3 protein-coding genes are annotated in these 5,437 nt (G+C 60.1%); 2 read left to right on the plus strand and 1 reads right to left on the minus strand.

What is annotated here, in order from left to right; all coding sequences use genetic code 11:
- Nucleotides 1-223: 223 nt before the first annotated feature.
- Nucleotides 224-1,504 carry a serine/threonine transporter gene (locus B0W55_RS28505; RefSeq protein ID WP_077049242.1) on the plus strand — a complete coding sequence of 427 codons (1,281 nt, stop codon included), beginning with the start codon at nt 224-226 and terminating at the stop codon, nt 1,502-1,504.
- A gap of 211 nt (nt 1,505-1,715) precedes the next feature.
- Here B0W55_RS28505 and acnB read toward each other — a convergent pair whose 3' ends face one another.
- Complete coding sequence (acnB, locus tag B0W55_RS28510) at nt 1,716-4,316, minus strand: bifunctional aconitate hydratase 2/2-methylisocitrate dehydratase (protein WP_077049243.1); 2,601 nt, start codon at nt 4,314-4,316, stop codon at nt 1,716-1,718.
- Between the two features lie 456 nt (nt 4,317-4,772).
- On the opposite strand from acnB, the gene B0W55_RS28515 reads away from it, so the two are divergent.
- Nucleotides 4,773-5,243 carry a DUF1289 domain-containing protein gene (locus B0W55_RS28515; RefSeq protein WP_077049244.1) on the plus strand — a complete coding sequence of 157 codons (471 nt, stop codon included), beginning with the start codon at nt 4,773-4,775 and terminating at the stop codon, nt 5,241-5,243.
- Nucleotides 5,244-5,437: the final 194 nt, after the last annotated feature.

Below are 5,437 nucleotides of genomic sequence, written 5' to 3' on the forward strand. Positions count from 1 at the left end.
ACAGGCATTGACTGACACACCGCATTCGCGAGCAAGCCCGCTCCCACAAGAGATTGTGGTGGTCTGACACTCAACCTGGTACCACCGTCCCTCACCTAAGTCTTTGCTTCTGCTCACTAATCCCGGACAATCGCGCCCCTGTTTCGGCCAGGGCGCTGCCTGTCGGGTACTCCGACGCGTCCGGGCCGGGTGGCAAATGACCGGAATGTGGAGATCCCACCGGATGAATGATCAGGCCAATAGCGTTAACGAACGCTTTGTCGCAGCGACACCCGCAACGCTCACGAGCTGGAATCGCCAGGACACCACCTGGATGCTGGGCCTGTTCGGCACGGCGATTGGTGCCGGTACCCTGTTTCTGCCGATCAACGCAGGCCTGGGCGGTTTCTGGCCGCTGCTGATCCTGGCGCTGCTGGCGTTCCCGATGACCTTCTACGCCCACCGTGGCCTGACCCGTTTCGTGCTGTCGGGCCGTGAAGGCGCCGACATCACCGAAGTGGTGGAAGAGCATTTCGGCATCAAGGCCGGCGCGTTGATCACCTTGCTGTACTTCTTCGCGATCTTCCCGATCCTGCTGATCTACAGCGTGGCCCTGACCAACACCGTGGGCAGTTTCCTCGAGCATCAACTGCACATCGCGCCGCCGCCCCGTGCGGTGCTGTCGCTGGTGCTGATCCTCGGTCTGCTGGCCGTGGTGCGTTGCGGCGAGCAGATGATCGTCAAGGCCATGAGCCTGATGGTCTACCCATTCATTGTCGCGCTGCTGTTCTTGGCGGTGTTCCTGATTCCGCACTGGAACGGCGGCATCCTCACCACCGCCAGCACGCTGCCTGAGCCATCGGCATTGCTACATACCCTGTGGCTGGCGATTCCGGTGATGGTGTTCTCGTTCAACCATTCGCCGATCATCTCAGCGTTCGCCGTGGACCAGAAGCGTCGTTACGGTGAGCACGCCGAACAGCGCAGCTCGCAGATCCTGTCCCGTGCCCACGCGTTGATGGTGGTCATGGTGTTGTTCTTCGTCTTCAGTTGCGTGCTGACGCTGTCGCCGGCGCAACTGGCTGAAGCGAAGGCGCAGAACCTGTCGATCCTGTCGTACCTGGCCAACCACTTCAGCAACCCGACCATCGCCTTCGCGGCGCCGTTGATTGCGTTCGTGGCCATTTCCAAGTCGTTCCTGGGGCATTACATCGGTGCCAGCGAAGGTCTCAAGGGGTTGATCGTCAAGACCGGCAAGCGCCCGGCGGCCAAGACCCTGGACCGTATCGTGGCGGCGTTCATGCTGGTGGTGTGCTGGATCGTTGCCACGCTCAACCCGAGCATCCTCGGCATGATCGAAACCCTGGGCGGGCCGGTGATTGCGGCGATTCTGTTCCTGATGCCGATGTATGCCATCCGCAAGGTGCCGGCCATGGCACGTTATCGTGGGCAGGCTTCAAATGTGTTTGTGGTAGCGGTGGGATTGGTGGCGATTTCGGCGTTGATTTATTCGCTGAGCGCCTGACGCATTCCTTTGTAGGAGCGAGCTTGCTCGCGATGGAGGACCAGACAACGCGGGTTTGTAGACAGCCCGCGTCATCGTTGACGACCATCGCGAGCAAGCTGCGCTCCTACAGGGGAATGGGAGCAGGGGGTAATCGCAGCAGTTTGATGGCCCCCATAAAAAAACGCCGCTCATCTCACGATGGGCGGCGTTTTTTCATTGCTGGGTAGCGTTAGGCTTGAACGACCGGGATCTTGGCGTTCGCTGCAGCTTCACGGAACTCGGCGATCTGGTCGAAGGACAGGTAGCGGTACACATCGGCCGCCATGCTGTCGATCTTGCCAGCGTATTCCATGTACTCCTCGACGGTCGGCAGGCGACCCAGGATGGAGGCTACTGACGCCAGTTCGGCCGAAGCCAGGTAGACGTTCGCGCCGTCACCCAGACGGTTCGGGAAGTTACGGGTCGACGTCGACACCACGGTCGAGTTCGGCTCTACACGTGCCTGGTTGCCCATGCACAGCGAGCAGCCTGGCATTTCCATGCGGGCGCCAGCCTTGCCGTAGATGCCGTAGTAGCCTTCTTCGGTCAGTTGGTGAGCGTCCATCTTGGTCGGCGGCGACAGCCACAGACGGGTTGGCAGCTGACCCTTGACCTGATCCAGCAACTTGCCGGCGGCGCGGAAGTGACCGATGTTGGTCATGCACGAACCGATGAACACTTCGTCGATCTTCTCGCCAGCAACGCTGGAGAGCAGGCGAGCGTCGTCCGGGTCGTTCGGCGCGCAGAGCACAGGCTCTTTGACGTCGGCCAGGTCGATCTCGATGATTTCAGCGTATTCGGCGTCTTTGTCCGCTTCCAGCAGCTCAGGGTTGGCCAGCCAGGCTTCCATTGCTTGAGCGCGACGTTCCAGGGTGCGTGCATCGCCGTAGCCTTCGCCGATCATCCAGCGCAGCAGGGTGATGTTCGACTGCAGGTATTCGGCGATCGACTCTTTGGACAGCTTGATGGTGCAACCGGCCGCCGAACGTTCTGCCGAGGCGTCGGACAGTTCGAAGGCTTGCTCGACGGTCAGGGTTTCCAGACCTTCGATTTCCAGGATGCGGCCGGAGAAGGCGTTCTTCTTGCCTTTCTTCTCGACGGTCAGCAGGCCTTTCTGGATCGCGTAGTAAGGGATGGCATGAACCAGGTCGCGCAGGGTGACGCCCGGTTGCAGTTTGCCCTTGAAGCGGACCAGGATCGACTCAGGCATGTCCAGCGGCATGACGCCGGTGGCAGCGGCGAACGCAACCAGACCGGAACCGGCCGGGAACGAGATGCCGATCGGGAAACGGGTGTGGGAGTCACCACCGGTACCGACGGTGTCTGGCAGCAGCATGCGGTTCAGCCACGAGTGGATGATGCCGTCGCCCGGACGCAGGGAAACGCCGCCACGGGTCATGATGAAGTCAGGCAGGGTGTGGTGGGTGGTCACGTCGATCGGCTTTGGATAGGCCGCGGTGTGGCAGAAGGACTGCATTACCAGGTCGGTCGAGAAGCCCAGGCACGCCAGGTCTTTAAGTTCGTCACGGGTCATCGGACCGGTGGTGTCCTGGGAACCCACGGTGGTCATCTTCGGTTCGCAGTAGGTGCCCGGACGGATACCGGTCACGCCGCAGGCCTTGCCGACCATTTTCTGCGCCAGGGTGTAGCCCTTGGTGCTTTCAGCCGGTGCTTCAGGCTTCTTGAACAGTTCCGAAGGTGGCAGACCCAGTTCAGCGCGAGCCTTCTCGGTCAGGCCACGGCCGATGATCAGCGGGATACGGCCGCCGGCGCGGACTTCGTCCAACAGGACCGGAGTCTTCATTTCGAAGGTGGTCAGGACTTCGTCGGTGCCGTGCTTGCAGACTTTGCCAGCATGCGGGTACAGGTCGATCACATCGCCCATGTGCATGTTGGACACATCGAATTCGATTGGCAGTGCGCCAGCATCTTCCATGGTGTTGTAGAAGATCGGAGCGATCTTGCTGCCGAAGCAGAAACCGCCGGCACGCTTGTTCGGCACGTAAGGCACGTCGTCGCCGAAGAACCACAGTACCGAGTTGGTCGCCGATTTACGCGAAGAACCGGTACCGACCACGTCACCGACGTAGGCGATAGGGAAACCGGCGTTGCGCATTTCTTCGATCTGCTTCATCGGACCGGTGACGCCTTGTGCGTCAGGCACGATGCCGTCGCGGGCCATTTTCAGCATGGCCAGGGCGTGCAGCGGGATGTCCGGGCGGGACCAGGCATCCGGGGCAGGGGACAGGTCGTCGGTGTTGGTCTCGCCAGTCACCTTGAACACACGCAGGCTGATCTTGTCGGCCAGGACCGGGCGCTTGACGAACCACTCGCCGTCAGCCCAGGACTGCAGTACGCCTTTGGCGTGAACGTTGCCGTTCTTGGCTTTTTCAGCCACGTCGTGGAAGGCATCGAACATCAGCAGGGTGTGCTTGAGTTCTTCGGCGGCCACTGGCGCCAGTTCGGCGTCGTCCAGCAGGTTCACCAGGGTCACGATGTTATAGCCGCCCTGCATGGTGCCGAGCAGTTCAACAGCGCGTTTCTTGTCGATCAGAGGGGATTGGGCTTCGCCTTTGGCGAGGGCGGAGAGGAAGCCGGCCTTGACATAGGCTGATTCGTCCACGCCTGGCGGAACGCGATTGGTGATCAGGTCAACGAGGAAAGCTTCTTCGCCAGCCGGGGGATTTTTCAGCAGCTCGACCAGGCCTGCAGTTTGTTCGGCGTTAAGCGGCTGGGGAACGATACCCAGTGCTGCACGCTCTTCGATATGTTTGCGGTAGGCTTCAAGCACAGTTATTACCCTCATCAGTGGTCCCAAATGGGTGTCCGGGACGCTCATCCCGAAATTGCCGTACTCATGCGCCGCATGGCGTTGTGAGCCACTTGGCCAGAATTACCGGCAATTCCTTACAGAAGCTGCTTTCAAAGTTTTACGCCTGCAGAACGGGAGCTGATGAGGGTTGGCGCCGGACTTTTCCCCGCTGGAAAAAACCTTCGCCAACACCGCTCTGAAGGAACGACTGTGCTCGTGACGCTTTGAAAACAGCTTCTAACGGACATTGGCGCCTAAAAAGGCTGGCTGATTCTACGGCAAAAAAAAATTAAAGGTAAGTCAGGGTTTATTGGACTTTGGTGGTGGCGGCCAACCCGGCACCTCGACCTTAACCCCTTGACTTTGAGGGGTGATGAATATCGGACAAAGGGCTAACATGCCGGCCTGTTCTGCTTTTTCGCGTTCTGCCTACCTATGCCCAATCAGACCATCAAAACCCCCTGCGTCGGCCTTTGCTCCACCGTTTACGGTGACCTGGTGTGCCGTGGCTGCAAGCGTTTCCACCATGAAGTGATTCACTGGAACGGTTACGACGAAGAGGCCAAACGCGCCGTGTGGATGCGCCTGGAGCAATTGCTGTCCCAGGTAATGGCGGCCAAGGTGGAGATTTTCGATGCGGCGCTGCTCAGGACTCAGTTGGAGCAGCGCAAGATTCGCTTCGTGCCCCATCAATCGGCCTATTGCTGGGCCTACCAGTTGATCGCCCGGGGTGCGCGAGTGATCAACAATCTGGAAGCCTACGGGATGGTGCTGCTGCCGGAGTTCCGCGACTGGAACCTGCCGGAACTGCGCGACGCCATTGATCGCGAGTTTTTCCTGTTGTCCGAGGCGCATTACCAGCGCTATATCGCGCCGGGGTTCCTCAAGGAAGCGTTTGGCGGCTGATGACTTTGCAATGTGGCGAGGGAGCTTGCTCCCGTCGGGTTGCGAAGCGACCCTCTGCGAAGGCTCGTTAAACATTCATCGCCTGAACGACGTCTGCTTCGCAGACGGACGGGAGCAAGCTCCCTCGCCACAGCAAGCTGCCTCGCCACAGCAAGCTGCCTTGCCACAGCAAGCTGCCTTGCCACAGCAAGCTG

It is taken from the genome of Pseudomonas sp. KK4 (assembly GCF_001984065.1).
GTDB lineage: Bacteria > Pseudomonadota > Gammaproteobacteria > Pseudomonadales > Pseudomonadaceae > Aquipseudomonas.